Annotated in this window: 16 protein-coding genes; 3 read left to right on the top strand and 13 right to left on the bottom strand. The window is 72.5% G+C overall.

Annotation, left to right across the window (positions count from 1 at the left end):
• Positions 1 to 90 precede the first annotated feature (90 nt).
• Positions 91 to 717, bottom strand: a complete 627-nt coding sequence (gene trhA, locus BUE41_RS18895; RefSeq protein WP_073458479.1) for a PAQR family membrane homeostasis protein TrhA — start codon at positions 715 to 717, stop codon at positions 91 to 93.
• A 149-nt stretch (positions 718 to 866) separates the two neighbouring features.
• Between trhA and BUE41_RS18890 the strand changes: the two genes are divergently transcribed.
• Entirely contained in the window at positions 867 to 1631 is a 765-nt protein-coding gene (locus tag BUE41_RS18890) for an isoprenyl transferase (RefSeq protein WP_084755387.1), read from the top strand.
• Between the two features lie 121 nt (positions 1632 to 1752).
• Here the strand turns inward: BUE41_RS18890 and BUE41_RS18885 are convergent, their stop codons facing one another.
• Together BUE41_RS18885 and BUE41_RS18880 are read right to left on the bottom strand one after the other, a co-directional pair.
• A complete protein-coding gene (locus BUE41_RS18885; protein ID WP_073458434.1) occupies positions 1753 to 2106 on the bottom strand; it encodes a hypothetical protein in 354 nt (117 codons plus the stop codon).
• Between the two features lie 424 nt (positions 2107 to 2530).
• Positions 2531 to 2890 carry a hypothetical protein gene (locus BUE41_RS18880; protein ID WP_073458433.1) on the bottom strand — a complete coding sequence of 120 codons (360 nt, stop codon included), beginning with the start codon at positions 2888 to 2890 and terminating at the stop codon, positions 2531 to 2533.
• 719 nt (positions 2891 to 3609) lie between these two features.
• Between BUE41_RS18880 and BUE41_RS18875 the strand changes: the two genes are divergently transcribed.
• Positions 3610 to 4863: a PhoH family protein gene (locus tag BUE41_RS18875; protein WP_234997415.1), complete on the top strand. Its 1254-nt coding sequence runs from the start codon at positions 3610 to 3612 to the stop codon at positions 4861 to 4863.
• Between the two features lie 53 nt (positions 4864 to 4916).
• Here the strand turns inward: BUE41_RS18875 and BUE41_RS18870 are convergent, their stop codons facing one another.
• The 7 genes from BUE41_RS18870 to glpX form a co-directional block, all read right to left on the bottom strand.
• Entirely contained in the window at positions 4917 to 6356 is a 1440-nt protein-coding gene (locus BUE41_RS18870; RefSeq protein ID WP_073458431.1) for a GuaB1 family IMP dehydrogenase-related protein, read from the bottom strand.
• Positions 6357 to 6406: 50 nt separating this feature from the next.
• On the bottom strand, positions 6407 to 7915 hold the full coding sequence (locus BUE41_RS18865; RefSeq protein ID WP_073458430.1) for an ATP-dependent DNA ligase: 1509 nt from the start codon (positions 7913 to 7915) through the stop codon (positions 6407 to 6409).
• Between the two features lie 123 nt (positions 7916 to 8038).
• Positions 8039 to 9220 carry an EAL domain-containing protein gene (locus BUE41_RS18860; RefSeq protein WP_159444934.1) on the bottom strand — a complete coding sequence of 394 codons (1182 nt, stop codon included), beginning with the start codon at positions 9218 to 9220 and terminating at the stop codon, positions 8039 to 8041.
• 272 nt (positions 9221 to 9492) lie between these two features.
• A complete protein-coding gene (locus BUE41_RS18855) occupies positions 9493 to 9831 on the bottom strand; it encodes a cupin domain-containing protein (RefSeq protein ID WP_073458428.1) in 339 nt (112 codons plus the stop codon).
• Between the two features lie 23 nt (positions 9832 to 9854).
• A complete protein-coding gene (locus tag BUE41_RS18850; RefSeq protein ID WP_073458427.1) occupies positions 9855 to 11258 on the bottom strand; it encodes a class II fumarate hydratase in 1404 nt (467 codons plus the stop codon).
• 63 nt (positions 11259 to 11321) lie between these two features.
• Positions 11322 to 11891, bottom strand: a complete 570-nt coding sequence (locus BUE41_RS18845; RefSeq protein WP_084755358.1) for a L,D-transpeptidase — start codon at positions 11889 to 11891, stop codon at positions 11322 to 11324.
• A 95-nt stretch (positions 11892 to 11986) separates the two neighbouring features.
• The gene (gene glpX / locus BUE41_RS18840; protein ID WP_073458426.1) at positions 11987 to 13036 is read right to left on the bottom strand and encodes a class II fructose-bisphosphatase; all 1050 of its coding nucleotides are present in this window, start codon (positions 13034 to 13036) and stop codon (positions 11987 to 11989) included.
• 47 nt (positions 13037 to 13083) lie between these two features.
• Here glpX and BUE41_RS18835 point away from each other — a divergent pair, with 47 nt between their 5' ends.
• Positions 13084 to 13653: a DUF4245 domain-containing protein gene (locus BUE41_RS18835; RefSeq protein ID WP_073458477.1), complete on the top strand. Its 570-nt coding sequence runs from the start codon at positions 13084 to 13086 to the stop codon at positions 13651 to 13653.
• Between the two features lie 30 nt (positions 13654 to 13683).
• On the opposite strand, the gene BUE41_RS18830 is transcribed toward BUE41_RS18835, so the two are convergent.
• The 3 genes from BUE41_RS18830 to BUE41_RS18820 are packed head-to-tail and all read right to left on the bottom strand — an operon-like array spanning position 13684 to position 15811.
• A complete protein-coding gene (locus BUE41_RS18830; protein WP_073458425.1) occupies positions 13684 to 13908 on the bottom strand; it encodes an exodeoxyribonuclease VII small subunit in 225 nt (74 codons plus the stop codon).
• The gene (gene xseA / locus BUE41_RS18825) at positions 13905 to 15128 is read right to left on the bottom strand and encodes an exodeoxyribonuclease VII large subunit (RefSeq protein ID WP_073458424.1); all 1224 of its coding nucleotides are present in this window, start codon (positions 15126 to 15128) and stop codon (positions 13905 to 13907) included. Before xseA ends, BUE41_RS18830 begins: the two co-directional genes overlap by 4 nt.
• Complete coding sequence (locus BUE41_RS18820; RefSeq protein ID WP_073458423.1) at positions 15125 to 15811, bottom strand: lipid droplet-associated protein; 687 nt, start codon at positions 15809 to 15811, stop codon at positions 15125 to 15127. Before BUE41_RS18820 ends, xseA begins: the two co-directional genes overlap by 4 nt.
• Positions 15812 to 15842: the final 31 nt, after the last annotated feature.

Below are 15842 nucleotides of genomic sequence, written 5' to 3'. Positions count from 1 at the left end.
CTCAGACACACCCACCTCGCCCGGAGGCCCTCCCCTCGTTCAAGCCGACACGCCGTCGAGCACTGACAACAACGTCCTGAGTCACTACAGCTAGCGGAACAGCACCAGCCAGATCGCGACGTGGTGGCAGATCGCGGCCACGACCGTCGCGGCGTGGAAGAACTCGTGGTAGCCGAACGTGCGCGGCCACGGATCGGGCCATCGGGTGGCGTAGAAGATCCCGCCCGCGGTGTAGGCGAGACCACCGGCGAGCAGCAGCACGAGCGCCGCGACGCCGCCGTGGCTGAGGATCTCGGGCAGCACGAACACGGCCACCCAGCCCAGCGCGATGTAGATCGGCACCGCGAACCACGACGGGGCGTGCGGCCACACCAGCTTGAGCACCACACCGGCCAGCGCGCCCACCCATACGACGGCGAGGATCCAGCGCGCTGTCTCCGGCGCCATCGCGAGCACCGCGATCGGCGTGTAGGTGCCCGCGATGAACAGGAAGATCATCGAGTGGTCGAGCCGCTTCATCACGAAGCGGGCGCGATCGGTGCGCCACGTGCGCCGGTGGTAGAGCGCGCTGACCCCGAACAGGCCGAGCGTGGTGGCGCTGTAGACGGCAGTGGCGGCCGCGGCGGCACCGCCGACGAGCGCCGCGGCCAACGAGATCATCGACGCGCACGCGGCGATCGACACGGCGAAGGACCACAGGTGCAGCCAGCCGCGCATACGCGGCTTGACCAGCACCGCGGAGGACGGGTCGACGGTCCCGCTGGTCACGACCAAGAGGGTAGCCCTGATGGCCGTGAGAACGGTGTGACGGCGTCCGCCGCCGGCCGTCCCGCTCTGCGGCACGGGCTAGGGTGGGCGTCGTGGCGGTGCGAGACCTGCTCTACTCGCTCTACGAGCGACGACTCGGACGGGAGCTGCGCACCGTCACCGAGCGTCCCCGGCACGTCGCGGTCATGCTCGACGGCAACCGCCGCTGGGCGCGCGAGACCGGTCTCATGGACGTCAACGACGGGCATCGCGCGGGCGCGGCGAAGATCGCGGACCTGCTCGCCTGGTGCGAGGAGGCCCGGGTCGAGATCGTGACCCTGTGGCTGCTGTCCACCGACAACCTCAGGCGGCCCCCTGAGGAGCTGGCGCCGCTGCTGGAGATCATCGCCGACGTCGTCGACGAGCTCGCCGGGCCGCAGGGGCGTTGGCGGCTGCGCATCGTCGGCGCGCTGGATCTCCTGCCGTCCGCGATGGCCGAGCGGCTCACCGCCGCCGCGGCCCGCACCGAGGGCCGGACCGGCCTGGACCTGAACGTCGCCGTCGGCTACGGCGGCCGCCAGGAGATCGCCGACGCGGTGCGCAAGCTGCTGCTGCAGCACGCCGAGCGCGGCGGCACGATCGAGGAGCTCGCCGAGATCCTCGACGTCGACCACATCGCGGCGAACCTCTACACGTCCGGCCAGCCCGATCCCGATCTCGTCATCCGCACCTCCGGCGAGCAGCGGCTGTCGGGCTTCCTGATGTGGCAATCGGCACACTCGGAGTTCTGGTTCTGCGACACCTACTGGCCGGCTTTCCGCAAGGTCGACTTCCTCCGGGCGCTGCGGGACTACTCCAAACGGCACCGCCGGTTCGGCTCTTGAGCGCAGCCCGGCCGCGCGAACGGCTCCGACACGGACGGCCCTTGCCTCGTACGCGGAGTCCGTACACGCGAGAAGGGCGCCCGACCCAGTGGTCGGGCGCCCTTCTCAGGCGATCAGGAGATCAGTCGATGTTCTGCTCGGCCACGTCGCCGGCGGTGGCGGTGTTGTCGCCGCAGACGCGCGAGCTGTTGGAGTCGACGTCCGACCCGGCCTGCGCGGCGCCCAGGACGCCGAGCGCACCGTCGATCGCGCCCGTGACCTCCTTGACCGGAACCTGGCCCTGGAGCAGGCCGCCCTGGACCGCCACGTCGTTGTTGCACAGCTGGCCGGCCGCAGCCCCGTTGAGGTCCGCGACGTTGATGAGGCCGCTCGAGTCGGAGCCGTTGTTGTTGGTGTCGCTGGCGAACGCGAACGGGGTCACCGCAACCAGCACGGCGGCCGCGGAGGCCACGACGATTCCAGCCTTCTTCAGCACAGTTCACTCCTGTTGCTCAGCGGGACCCGGCCGTGGCCGGATTCCTTCCAAGTCGACGCACTTCGGATGGGGAGCCTGCGTCGACCGCGAACAAGGTATCCGGCCCGGGAAAGCGATTCCAAGCCGATTACCACCTTCGTGTGGCGCACATACTTTCGGCGCGGTTACGCCCACTTTCAGATGATCGCGATCGGGTGATCTGGACGTGGATCGATCACCGTGCGTAGGCGCCGGCTTCTGCTCGTGTACTCCGTCGAGAGCAGGGAAGACCCGCATGGACCCGGCGTGTCGGCGCCGCACCGTGACCATCGGGCGATATGCGTGGGTATGCATTCTCGGCGCACGAAAAAGGGCGCCGGATCCGAGATCCGGCGCCCTTCTTCGGTTACCCGACGGATGAGACCGCCTCAGGTGTCACCCGAGGTCAGTCGATGTTCTGGGTGTAGGTGTCGCCCGCCGCGCCCGAGTTGTCGCCGCAGGTGCGCGAGCTGTCGGAGTCGACGATGCTGCTGGACTCGGCCTTGCCGAAGAGCGCCAGTGCGCCCGTCAGTGCGCCGGTGACCTCCTTGACCGGCACCTGGACCTGGCCCGCGCCGCCCTGGACCGGCACGTCGTTGTTGCAGGCCTGGATCGGCACGACGAGCGAGTTGTCCGACACGTTGATCAGGCCGTGCGAGGACTCGCCGTTGTTGTTGGTGGTGGTGTCGTGGGCGAAGGCGAGCGGGCTCACCGCGAGCAGCGTGGCGGCAGCACCGGCCACGACGATTCCAGCCTTCTTGAGCACGTTATCTCCTGTGGGGTCTCACGGATCCGACCGGAGCCGATTCCTTCGAAGCCAGCCGCTATGCCGTGGGGAGCCCTGGCTGACCGATGCAAAAGGTAAACGCTGCGACGTTCGGGAGACAAATTCCGTACCACCATCGGGTGTGTCGAACACTTTCCGTTCGGTTACTCCCACCTTGGAGCGATATTACAAATACGAAAATGGCGAAGTATCGCGGCGGATGTGACCGAGCGTGTCCGAAGACCACCGGATCGGGTCGTAACCTCTCCGGCTGGTGCCCGGCGTGGCCCAAGCGCCGGTCGGAAGAGCTTGCGCCGAGTGGCGCAACGGCCACGCCCGTGCGGCAGATGGGTCACGAGTCGGGCGGTCGGTCTAGCGCGACGAACGGTCGGGCTCGGGGTTAACGGGAGGTTTCCGAGGGCGACCGTCCACCGAGTTGCTGTTGACCGCACCGGGGTGACCGCCGGTAGCGTGCAAAGCGGCGGGCCGTCCCGATCGGCCCGCCCGGGAGGCCCTAGTCGTGGTGTTGAGACCCGAGGGGGCCGGCACCCGGCCCTCGCGGGCGGCAAGAGCCCGCCAGGGCCGTCCGGCCCACCAGACAGTGGGTGCGGTGTCGTGCCCACGAGGGAGCCCACGTGACTGATCGTCGTAACGCCCCCGCCTCGGACGTCCGTTGCTACGTGCTGGACACCTCCGTCCTGCTCTCCGACCCGTGGTGCATGACCCGGTTCGACGAGCACGAGGTCGTGCTGCCGCTCGTGGTCATCTCCGAGCTGGAGGGCAAGCGACACCACCCCGAGCTGGGGTGGTTCGCACGCACGGCGTTGCGGATGCTCGACGAACTGCGTGTCGAGCACGGCCGGCTCGATCGTCCGATCCCCATCGGCGACTCGGGCGGCACCCTGCACGTAGAGCTCAACCACACCGATCCGACCGTCCTGCCCGCGGGTTTCCGCACGGACTCGAACGACAGCCGGATCCTGGCCTGCGCGCTCAACCTCGCGGCCGAGCGCCGCGCAGCAGGCCGTGGCGAGGTCGTCCTCGTCACCAAGGACGTGCCGCTGCGGGTCAAGGCGGCCGCCGTCGGCCTGACCGCCGACGAGTACCACGCGCTCGACGTCGTCCCGTCGGGGTGGACGGGCATGGCCGACATCGAGGTCACCCAGGCCGACATCGACACCCTCTTCCGCGAAGGGGTGCTCGACCACGAGGCCGCCCGTGACCTGCCGGCCAACACGGGCCTGCGGCTGACCGGAGGCGGATCCGCCGCGCTCGGCCGGGTCGGCGCGGACAAGCGCGTGCGCCTGGTCCGGGGCGACCGGGAGGCCTTCGGCCTGCACGGCCGCTCCGCCGAGCAGCGCATCGCCCTCGACCTGTTGCTCGATCCCGAGGTCGGCATCGTCTCGCTCGGCGGGCGCGCCGGCACCGGCAAGTCGGCGCTCGCGCTGTGCGCCGGGCTGGAGGCGGTGATGGAGCGCCAGCAGCACCGCAAGGTCGTCGTGTTCCGGCCGCTCTACGCCGTCGGCGGGCAGGAGCTCGGCTACCTGCCGGGCACCGAGGCGGAGAAGATGGGCCCCTGGGCCCAGGCCGTCTTCGACACCCTCGGGGCGCTGGTGAGCGAGCAGGTCATCGAGGAGATCCTCGCCCGCGGCATGCTCGAGGTACTGCCGCTGACGCACATCCGCGGCCGCTCGCTGCACGACTCGTTCGTCATCGTCGACGAGGCGCAGTCGCTGGAGCGCAACGTGCTGCTCACCGTGCTGTCCCGGCTCGGCACCGCCAGTCGCGTCGTGCTCACCCACGACGTGGCGCAGCGCGACAACCTGCGCGTCGGCCGGCACGACGGCGTCGCCGCCGTCATCGAGGCGCTCAAGGGCCACCCGCTGTTCGCGCACGTCACGCTGACGCGCAGCGAACGCAGCCCGATCGCCGCGCTGGTGACCGAGATGCTCGAGTCACCGCACGGCGCCTGACGCGAGTCACCCGCGTGCTCGCGCACCCGCGGACAGGTGCGTGAGCACGCGGGTCACAGGCCGTGCGGGGTGCCCTCGATGAAGCCCGCGGTCGTCTGCACGCCGACCACGGCCTTCTCGTGCAGCTCGGGCAGGGTGCGCGCCCCGACGTAGGTGCAGGCGCTGCGCACGCCGGCGCAGATGCTGTCGAGGACGTCCTCGACGCCGGGCCGCTGCGGGTCCAGCAGCTGGCGGGAAGCGGAGATGCCCTCCTCGAACAGCGCCTTGCGGGCCCGGTCGAACGCGCCGTCGCCGCGGGTGCGGGCCGACACCGCCCGCTTCGAGGCCATCCCGAACGACTCCTTGTACGGGCGGCCGGCCTCGTCGCGCATGAGGTCGCCCGGCGATTCGTAGGTGCCGGCGAGCCACGACCCGATCATCACCGCGGACGCACCGGCCGCGATCGCCAGCGCCACGTCGCGCGGGTGGCGCACCCCGCCGTCCGCCCACGCCGACACGCCGACCTCGCGCCCGGCCGCGGCGCACTCCAACACCGCGGAGAACTGCGGGCGGCCGACCCCGGTCATCATGCGGGTGGTGCACATCGCGCCCGGGCCGACGCCGACCTTGACGATGTCGGCGCCCGCCGCGGCCAGGTCGCGCACGCCCTGCGCGGTGACCACGTTGCCGGCGACGATCGGCACGGCCGACCCGGCGTCGTCGACGACCTTCCGCACGGCCTGCAGCGCGTCGAGCATCTTGCGCTGGTGGCCGTGCGCGGTGTCCACCACGAGCACGTCGACGCCGGCGTCGAGCAGCGCCTTCGCCTTGACCGCGACGTCGCCGTTGATGCCGATCGCCGCGGCGGTGCGCAGCCGGCCCTGGCCGTCGAGCGTGGGCTGGTAGATCGCGGCGCGCAGGGCGCCGAGCGCGGTCAGGATGCCGGCCAGGCGCCCCTCGGAGTCCACGCCGAGCGCGACCCCGCGGCCGCCGAGCGCCTCGAACACGTCCCGCGGCGGCGTGTCGATCGGCAGCACCACCGTGACCGGGTTCAGCACGTCGGCGAGCCGGGTGAACCGGTCGACGTCGGTGCAGGCGGCCTCGTCGACGGTGCCGAGCGGGCGGCCGGCGTCGTCCACCACGACGACCGCGCCGTGAGCGCGCTTGGGCAGCAGGGACAGCGCCTCCGCGACCGCGTCCCCGGGGCCCAGCGTGAGCGGGGTGTCCCAGACGATGTGGCGCTGCTTGATCCAGGCGACGATCTCGGCGACCGCATCCGGGGCCACGTCCTGCGGGAGCACGGTCAGCGCGCCGCGGCGCGCCAGCGTCTCGGCCATCCGCCGCCCCGCCACCGCCGTCATGTTCGCGGCGATGACCGGCACCGTCGCCCCGGAGGGATCCGCGACGGTGAGGTCGACGTCGAAGCGGGACGCCACGTCGGAACGCCCCGGCACCAGGAAGACGTCGTCGTAGGTCAGGTCCTGGGAGGGCTGCTGCCCGTCGAGGTAACGCACGATTACCGCACTCTACGCGTCTTGAGCGGATTCCCGCAGGCCGCAGGCGGTCAGTCGCGCAGGAGCGCGCGCACGGCGTCGATCGTGTCGGCGTCGGCGGGGGACTTGTCGGGCCGGTAGCGCACCACCCGCGCGAACCGCAGCGCCACGCCGCCCGGGTAGCGGGTGCTGCGCTGGGCGCCGTCGAGCGCGATCTCGACGACCAGCTCGGGCCGCAGGTACACGGTGTGCCCGTCCTGGCTGCGGGCCAGGCCCGGGAACGTCTCGGTCTGCCAGACCAGCAGCTCGTCGGTCATGCCCTTGAAGGTCTTGCCGACCATGATCGGCTCGCCGCCGGCGGGATCGCGGGCGCCGAGGTGGATGTTCGACAGCGTGCCGGTGCGCCGCCCGTAGCCCCACTCGGCGCCGAGCACGACCAGGTCCAGCGTGTGCACCGGCTTGACCTTCTGCCAGGCTTTGCCGCGTCGGCCCGCCGCGTACGGGGAGTCGAGGGACTTCACCATCACGCCCTCGTGGCCCTCGGCCAGGGCCTTGTCGAGCAGCGCCGCGGCCTCGTCGGGGGAGGGGCCGCGCACGCCGGGCACGACGTGCTCGCCGGCCACCCGCGCCAGCTCCTCCAGCCGCACAACGAGGGGTTCGTCGATGAGGTCGCGCCCGTCGACGTGCAGGCAGTCGAAGAACCACGGGCGCAGCAGCAGCTCGTGGGCCTCGGAGCCGAAGCGGCTCATCGTCTCCTGGAACGGGCGGGGGCGGCCGTCGTCGGTCAGCGCGAGCGTCTCGCCGTCGAGGACCACGCGGTCGCACGGCAGGCCGCGCACCACGTCGACCAGCTCCGGCACGCTCGGGGTGATCTCGCGCAGGCTGCGGGTCCACACGCGCACCTCGTCATCCCGTCGGTGGACCTGCACGCGGGCGCCGTCGAGCTTGTACTCGACGCTGATCGCCGCACCCAGCTCGGCGAGCGCCTCGTCCAGCGAGCCCGCGGGGGAGGCGAGCATCGGGCGGACCGGGCGGCCCACCTCCAGCCGCACCGCCTCCAGCGCGGTGAGCCCGCCCGACAGCGCCGTGCGGGCCGTGGCCGGGAGCCGGCCGGACAGCATGAACGCCCGGCGCACCGCCGTCGCGGGCACGTCGGCCGCCGCAGCGACGGCCTCCAGCATCACCCCCTCCAGCGCGCCTTGGCGCACCTCGCCGGTGAGCAGGCGGCGCAGGAACTCCTGCTCGGCGGCGGTGGCAGCGCCGAACAGCTCGCCGAGGAGCTGGGCCCGCCGCGCGGCGGACCCGGGGCCAGAGGTGGCGGCCAGCTCGGAGAAGACGGTGTCGACCTGCGCCACCGTGAGCGCGGGGCGTGCGGCCGGGGCGGCGGACTGGGCGGCGAGCGTGCGCCAGCCCGTGCCCAGCCGGCCCTGCAGGGTCTCGCCGGAGAGCCACGCGGTGGCCGGTGCGACCTCCTCCGGCGCTGCTGCGCGCAGCACCTCGGCGAGCGCGGCCGCCTTCGCGGTGCGCGACCGGGTGGCGGCCACCGCGGCCGAGGCGGCGACGACATCGGCGAGGAGCATGTCGCCATGGTGGCAGGGTCGCCCTGTCGAGAACGACGTCACCGTGATCGGAGGCCCCTGTCGATGAGGGCGGTGTCGATGAGGGCGGTGTCGATCAGGGCGGTGCTGTCCTCCCCGCCGGGATCAGGCCACCGAACCGGCGCCGGCGTAGACCCCGGTCGCGGCCTGCAGCAGATCGGCCACCCGCACGATCCCCGCGCAGCGCAGCGACCCGTCGAGCAGCACGAGATCGTCCCAACTGCGGTCGCGGTCAGCCAGGCAGTACTCCAGCGCGGCCGCGACGTCGGTGCCCATCCCGATGGTGCGGGGCGGCTCGGCGAGGGTGGTGGCCGGCTTGCGACCGTACAGCGCGTGCCCGTACGGCCCGGAGAGCGCGATGAGGAAGCGGTTGCGGTCGAGGAAGCCGACCGGGCGCCGGGCTCCGTCGGTGAGCAGCGCGCTGCCGGCCTGCGGGTGCGCAGCGAACGCCGCGCGCACGACGTCGACGGTGACGTCCTGGGGCAGCGTGAGCGGCGGCTGGGCCAGGTCCGCGACGCCGGGCAGGGCGGCGCGCCGCGGGGTGGCGCTGCGGGCGGCCTCCACCCGCGGCAGGAGATCGACCGGGATCGTCAGGCCCGTGACGCGGGGATGGCCCTGCGCCTGCGCGAGCAGCGGACCCTGGGCGCGGGTGATGCCGAGGTCGCGCAAGGCCTTGAGCTCGGACGGACGGCTCACCCCGAGCGCGGAGACGGTGATGCCGCACGCGCGGGCGACGTCGCACAGCGCGCTGACGACGGCGCGCGCTGCGGGATCGGTCGGCAGCCGCGTGACCAGCTCGGCGTCAATCTTGACGGAGTGGGGGAGCAGCTCGGCGACGAGATCGAGCCCGAACCCGCGGCCGGCGCCGTCGAGCGCGATGGCGATCCCGGCGGCGCGCAGCACCCCGACGCCCTCGACGAGCGCGCGGGGCCGGGCAGCGGTGACGGCCGGGCCGATCTCCAGCACGATCGGCGGGATCGGCAGCCCGCCGACCTGGTCGCGCAGCAGTCCCGGTAGCTGCACGAGGCGCGGGCGGCCCTCGATCACGGACTCGGCGCAGAGATCGACGTGCAGCGGCACGGTGGCGTCGTAGCCGGGCTGGTGCAGCGCCGAGGTGATCGCGATCCCGGTGTCGAACTCGGCGATCTGGCGGGTGCCCCACACGGTCCGCCGGGCGACGTGCGCCGTGCGGTCCCGATCGCGGCAGCGGACCACCTCGACACCGGCCGGTCGGCCGTCGGTGAGATCGAACAGGGGTTCGTACGCGAATCGCCCGATCTTGCTCACCGTCACCACCCTCGAGCTCATGATTGTCGCCATTGGACCATGCGAGTGGACCATTTTCATGATCAACTTAACGATTTGATGACGCTGTGGAGCGAAATTGCGCTGAAAGGGTGATGCGTGCAGGTGCGCGTGCGCCTGTGCGTTCACAGGTTCCCGGGAGCGGGGCCGCGGGCCGGATCGCCGCGAACGGCCCTCTCGTCAGCAAGGTCCTCACAGAAGGGCCGTTCGTGGAGATCCCGAGCCGGGCTTCGCACCCCGCGGCGCGATCGCGCTCAGCCGCGCGCCTCCGGCGGGGAGATCGCGACGGTCAGCAGCGCGACGGTGTCCTCCGCCGCGGTCAGGTCGTGCCGCTGCTGCGGGATCTCGGTGAGCCGGCCCGCCGAGAGCTCGATCTCCGCGTCTCCGGCGCGCAGCGTCGCGGCGCCCTTCAGCAGCTGCAGGGTCGCCGCGGGCGGTGCGTTGTGCTCACCGAGACCGTGCCCCGCCCGGATCGCGATGAGCACGGCCCGCTGCCGGTCGCCGTGCACGACGGCGCGCGACGCCACCCCGTTCGTCGCACCGCTCGCCTCGGCGAGCAGCTCTTCGCCCAGCTCGTACAGGTCCGTCACCATCCGCCCAACCTAAGGCCCGACGGCTACCTCCGCCCGCCGCGCGCCATGGCGAGCACGTCCAGTGCGGCGTCGAGCTGCTCCTCGGTCAGCTTGCCGGGCACGTGCCCGCGTTCGATCACCACCTGGCGGATCGTCTTGCGCTCCTTGAGCGACTGCTTGGCGATCGAGGCGGCCTCCTCGTAGCCGAGGTAGCGGTTGAGCGGGGTCACGATCGACGGCGACGACTCCGCGTACTCGCGGGTGCGCGCCACGTCGGCCTCCGCGCCCGCGATGACCTTGTCGGCCAGTAGCCGAGCCGAGTTGGCGAGCAGCCGGGCGGACTCCAGCAGATTGCGCGCCATGACCGGCATCATCACGTTGAGCTGCAGGTTGCCCTGGCTGCCGGAGAACGCGACGGTGGCGTCGTTGCCGATCACCTGAGCGGCCACCATCATCGTGGCCTCGCAGATCACCGGGTTGACCTTGCCCGGCATGATCGAGCTGCCCGGCTGCAGGTCGGGCAGGTGCAGCTCGGCGAGTCCGGTCCGCGGACCCGAGCCGAGCCAGCGGATGTCGTTGGCGATCTTGTAGAGCGACACCGCCACCGTGCGCAGCGCGCCCGAGGCCTCCACCAGCCCGTCCCGGGCGCTCTGGGCCTCGATGTGGTCGGAGGCCTCCGTCAGCACGCCGAGCCCGGTGGCCGCGCGCAGCTCCTCGACGACACCGGCTGCGAACCCCTCAGGCGCGTTCAGCCCGGTGCCGACCGCGGTGCCGCCGATCGGCAACTGGGCCAGCCGCGGCAGCGTGTTCTTGACTCTGGCGACGCCGTACTCGACCTGCGTGGCCCAGCCGCCCGCCTCCTGCCCGAGGGTGATCGGCACGGCGTCCATGAGGTGCGTGCGGCCCGCCGTCACGACGTCGGCCCAGTCCTGCGCGCGCCGGCGCAGCGTCGCCGCGAGGTGTTCGAGCGCCGGCACGACGTCGGTGGCGAGCGCCTCGGTCGCGGCCAGGTGGATCGTCGTCGGGAACACGTCGTTCGACGACTGCGAGGCGTTGACGTGGTCGTTCGGGTGCACGTCGATGCCGGTCGCCCGGGCCGCCAGGGTCGCGATGACCTCGTTGGCGTTCATGTTCGAGCTGGTGCCCGAGCCGGTCTGGAAGACATCGACGGGGAAGTGGTCGTCCACTTCCCCGGCGGCCACCTTGTCCGCGGCCTCGGCGATCGCCTCGGCCAGCTCCTCGTCGAGCACGCCGAGGCGGCCGTTCACGCGCGCGGCAGCCGCCTTGACCAGGCCGAGCGCGCGGATCTGCGCCCGTTCCAGGCCGCGGCCGGAGATCGGGAAGTTCTCGACGGCGCGCTGGGTCTGCGCCCGCCACAGCGCCCGGGCGGGGACGCGGACCTCGCCCATCGTGTCGTGCTCGATCCGGAACTCGGCCTCGTCGCTCATGGTTCCAGTGTGGTCCTGATCAGCGCTGCAGGCCGGGTGGGTCATACCACAGGACGCTCGGGCTCAGGGCACCACCTGCACGATGTCGCCGCGCTGCAGGGTCGCGAAGTAGGTCTGCGCCGCTGCCCGCGAGAGGTGGATGCAGCCGTGCGACAGCTCCCGCAGGCTGCCCTCGTGGAAGGCGATGCCGCCGTTGAAGAACACCGAGTACGGCATCGGCGCGTTGTTGAACAGCGAGCTGCGGTGGTTCTTGTTCTTGAACGTCACGCGGAAGACTCCGGGCGGGGTGCGCCAGCCCTTGCGGCCGTGGGTGATCGGCACCGGGCCGTAGATCACCTGGCCGCCGGAGATCAGCCACGACTTGTTCGCGGACAGGTCGATGCACGCCCGCGCCGTCGCCATGCACGGCGTGCCCGGCACGAGCGCGGGGAACCGCTCCACCACGGCCGCGGCCGGGCTGAGCGCCGACGTGAGGACGACGCCCAGGTCGGGGGCGATCTCGGCGACCGGGCGGGCGACCTCGCCGGCGACGGGCAGGGGATCGGGGAGCGCGCTGCGGGTGCTCGGACCGGTGATCAGGACGCCGACGACGCCGACGACGACCACCAACATGAGCACCCGCAGTGCGCGCATGACGACCCCCTGTTGTCAGAGATCAGAGGATCGCTGGCGGGGCGCCCGGCGGGCAAGTAGCCGACGATCGCGATCAGATCACGAACTCGCCCAGGTCAGGGCAGGGGTGGCGGCTCCGAGGCGAGTGTGTCCTCCGGCAGGTCGAAGTCGACCGTGGAGTACTCGCGCAGCTTCGTCAGCCGGTGGTAGGCCTCGATCATCCGCACGGTGCCCGACTTGGACCGCATGACGATCGACTGCGTGGTGCAGCCGCCGGTGCTGTAGCGCACGCCGCGCAGCAGCTCGCCGTCGGTGATGCCGGTCGCGCAGAAGAACACGTTGTCCCCGCGGACCAGGTCGTCCTGGGTGAGCACCCGGTCCAGGTCGTGGCCCGCCGCGATCGCCTTGGCCCGCTCCTCGTCGTCGCGCGGCCACAGCTTGCCCTGCAGCGCACCGCCCATGCACTTCATCGCGGCCGCGGCGATGATGCCCTCCGGCGTGCCGCCGATGCCGTACAGCAGGTCGATACCGGTGTTCGGGCGCGCCGCCGAGATCGCGCCGCCCACGTCGCCGTCGGTGATGAAGTGGATGCGGGCGCCGGTGCGGCGGATCTCCTTGACCAGCTCGGCGTGCCGGGGCCGGTCGAGCACGCAGACCGTCACGTCGGTGACGTGGATGTGCTTCGCCTCGGCCACCCGGCGGATGTTCTCCGCGACCGGTTCGCGGATGTCGATGACGTCCGCAGCCTCCGGGCCGGTGGCGAGCTTCTCCATGTAGAAGACCGCCGAGGGATCGAACATGGCGCCCCGTTCGGCGACCGCGAGGACCGCGACCGAGCCGGGCATGCCCTTCGACATCAGCGTCGTGCCGTCGATGGGGTCGACGGCGACGTCGCACTCCGGCCCCTCGCCGTTGCCGACCTCCTCGCCGTTGTACAGCATCGGGGCCTCGTCCTTCTCGCCTTCCCCGATGACGACGACGCCCCGCATCGACACGGTGCTGATCAGCTGCCGCATCGCGTCCACGGCCGCGCCGTCGCCACCGTTCTTGTCGCCGCGGCCGACCCAGCGGCCTGCGGCCATCGCCGCCGCCTCCGTGACGCGGACGAGCTCCATGGCGAGGTTCCGGTCCGGCGCCTCCCGGCGCCGCTGCGAGCCGTTGGTCATGAGCCGATACTGGCAGACCGAGCGCCTGCCACTATTGAACTGTGAGCATGTCCAAACCGCCGCGGTCCGCGTTGTCCGTGCGCGACATGGTCGGCGCGGTCGTGGTGCTGGTCGTGCTGGCGCTGTTCGTGGCGGGCGTGAGCCGCTCGTGCACGTTCGCGCCCGGCGGCCCGCAGGTGGACCAGGCCGCCACCCCGACCATCGACGCCGCCGCCGATCTGCGCCGCTACGCCGGCGAGGTGCCGTTCCCGGTGCGGGTGCCCGAGCTGCCGGAGGGGTGGCGCGCGAACTCGTCCGGACTCGACCGGGTCGCCGACGGCAGCGACGAGCGGGTGGTGCGCGTCGGGTACCTGACGGTCGCGAACCGCTTCCTCCGCCTGCTTCAGGGCACCGCCTCCGAGGAGCAGCTGCTGCGCGCGCAGGCCGGGGGTGCCGCAGTGGGCGCCCAGGGCCCGGTCGACGTCGACGGCACCCGCTGGGTGGTCTACACCGCCGACGAACCGATCTGGATCGCCGACGCCGGCGAGGTCCGGTACCTGATCACCGGCAGCGCGAGCGAGGCGGACTTCCGGGCGCTCGCCGAGGCCGTGCAGCAGGCACCGGTCGTTGGGCGCTGAAAGTCGGGCGCTGAGAGTCGAGCGCCGAGATCAGTCCGCGGACTGCGCCGCAGACGACGCGGCCTCATCGAGGACCTTCTGCACGCGCTCGCGCGCCCCGGCCAGTTGTTCCTCGCAGCGGCGGGCCAGCGCCTCGCCGCGTTCCCACAGCGCGACCGAGTCGTCGAGCCCGAGCCCGCCGGCCTCCAGCTTGCGCACGACCTCGGCGAGCTCGTCGCGGGCGGCCTCGTAGCCGAGTTCCTCGACCGGTTTCACGCCTCCATCTTCTCCACGCGCGCGGCCACCGCGCCGTCGGCCACCCGGATCCGCAGCCGGTCGCCCTCCGCGACCTCGCCGACCGAGCGCACGACGTGCCGCTCGTCCTCGTCGATCCGCTGCACGACCGCGTAGCCGCGGGCGAGCGTCGCCGCCGGACCGAGCGCGGTGAGCCGGGCTCGGACGTGTTCGAGATCGTGCTGGCGGCGGTCCAGGTCGCGCAGCAGCGCCGCCCGCGCGGCGGCGGTCAGCCGCTCGATCTCCGCGTGGTGCTGTTCGAGCCACTGCAGCGGCGCCGCGAGCACGGGCCGGTTGCGCAGCGCCTCCAGCAACCGCTGCTCGCGGTCCACCCACCCGGCCAGCGCCCGCCGCGCCCGCCCGCGCAGCTCGGCGATGCGGGCGCTCTCCTCCCGCACGTCCGGCACGATCCGCCGCCCGGCCTCGGTCGGGGTGGAACAGCGCAGATCGGCCACGTGGTCGACCAGCGGGGTGTCCGGCTCGTGCCCGATCGCCGACACCACCGGGGTGCGGCAGTCGGCGACTGCGCGGCAGAGCGTCTCGTCGGAGAACGGCAGCAGGTCCTCGACGCTGCCGCCGCCGCGGGCCAGCACGATCACGTCGATCGTCGGATCCTTGTCCAGCGCAGCGAGGGCGTCCACGATCTGCGGCACCGCGAGCGCCCCCTGCACGGCGACGTGCTCGATGCGGAACCGCGCCGCGGGCCAGCGCGCCTGCGCGTTCATGACGACGTCGTGCTCGGCCGCCGACGCCCGCCCGGTGATCAGCCCGATCCCGGACGGCAGGAACGGCAGCTTCCGCTTGCGCGCCGGATCGAACAGCCCCTCCGCGGCGAGCAGTCGCCGCAGCCGCTCGATGCGGGCGAGCAGCTCACCGATCCCGACCGCGCGGATGTCGCTGACCCGCAGCGACAGCGTGCCGCGGCCGAGGAAGAAGCTGGGCTTGCCGAGCACCACCACCCGGTTGCCCTCGGCGACGGCCGGGTTCTCCCGCACCAGCCCGATGGGCGCGGTGAGCTGCAGCGACACGTCCGCGGCCGGGTCGCGCAGGGTCAGGAAGGCCGTGCCGGTCCCCGGCCGGGCGACGACCTGCGCGAGCTGGCCCTCCACCCACACCGATCCGAGCCGGTCCACCCACTCGGCGATCTTGCGGGCGACCGTGCGGACCGGCCAGGGCTGCTCCGGCGTGGACGGCGCGCTCACCCGCCCTCGGCGACCGTGGCGATCCGGTTCTGCAGCATCGTCATGTACGGCGGGCGCGCGTCGTGCGCGGTCTCCCACTCGAGTAGCTCCCGCAGCGCCTCCAGCGACAGGAAGCGCAACCGCCCGCGCAGCTGCGGGATCGTCAGCTGCGGGTACTCGGGCAGGACGGACGGCCCGGCGGGCGGTGTCGCGGGGGCGGCCCCGCCCTCGGCCTCCTCCGCCTGCTCGATGAGCGCGATCGCCTCGGCATCGGCGCTCGCGTCGAGGTCGTCGACGGCGTCGATGCGCTCGGGTTCCTCCTCCGGCGCGGGCGGGGTGGTCCTGCGCGCAACGTCGATCGGGGTGACCGTGCGCGGCCGGACCGCGGCGACTCCGTTGCCGGCCGGCTTCTGCGTCGGCGTGTACTCCTCGGTGACGCTCGCCTCCGGCTCGGTCTCCTCGAGCTCGTCGTCGAACGTCGCCCAGGCGGGCTTCTCCTCGACCGGGCGCAGCAGCGACAGCGCCCGGTCGCCCTTGATCGCCAGCTCGGTGACCTTCTGCTGGACCCGCATGCCCGCCTGCAGCGTCTGGCTCACGGCGGTGACCGGCAGTTCGACCAGGCGGCGGGGCAGCTCGCGCGTCTGCTCGACGGCCGTCGCGACGAGCCCGGCGGCGACCCGGATGGGCAGCGGAAGCGGCGTCATGCAGCACAGTGTTCCACTCCTGCCCGGTCCC

It is taken from the genome of Pseudonocardia thermophila (assembly GCF_900142365.1).
Classification (GTDB): domain Bacteria; phylum Actinomycetota; class Actinomycetes; order Mycobacteriales; family Pseudonocardiaceae; genus Pseudonocardia; species Pseudonocardia thermophila.
This window is presented reverse-complemented; position numbering and strand designations above follow the sequence as displayed.